This window comes from Burkholderia sp. L27(2015) (assembly GCF_009765705.1).
GTDB lineage: Bacteria > Pseudomonadota > Gammaproteobacteria > Burkholderiales > Burkholderiaceae > LMUX01.
In genome coordinates this window covers 1-297 of the sequence record NZ_LMUX01000001.1, presented here as the reverse complement: position 1 = coordinate 297, position 297 = coordinate 1, and the positions used below count along the sequence as shown (strand labels likewise).

The 297-nt window shown below is 64.0% G+C and carries 1 protein-coding gene; it reads left to right on the top strand.

Translation table 11 applies throughout. The features are described from left to right. Positions 1-297: alanine--tRNA ligase-related protein (locus GSQ77_RS00005; protein WP_254067383.1), on the top strand; the 297-nt coding region annotated here is incomplete at both ends.

The following is a 297-nucleotide window of genomic DNA, read 5'->3' as shown; positions in this document are numbered from 1 at the left end:
CGGTCCGTGCACGGAAATCTTCTACGACCACGGCGCGGGGATCGCCGGTGGCCCGCCGGGCTCGCCGGACGAAGACGGCGACCGCTATATCGAGATCTGGAACCTGGTGTTCATGCAGTTCGATCGCGCACCGGACGGCTCGCTGTCGCCGCTGCCCGCACCCTGCGTGGACACCGGCATGGGCCTGGAGCGCCTCGCTGCGGTACTGCAGCACGTGCATTCCAACTACGAAATCGACTTGTTCGCACATCTGATCCGTGTTGCTGGTGAACTCACCCGCACGAGCGATCTTTCCAA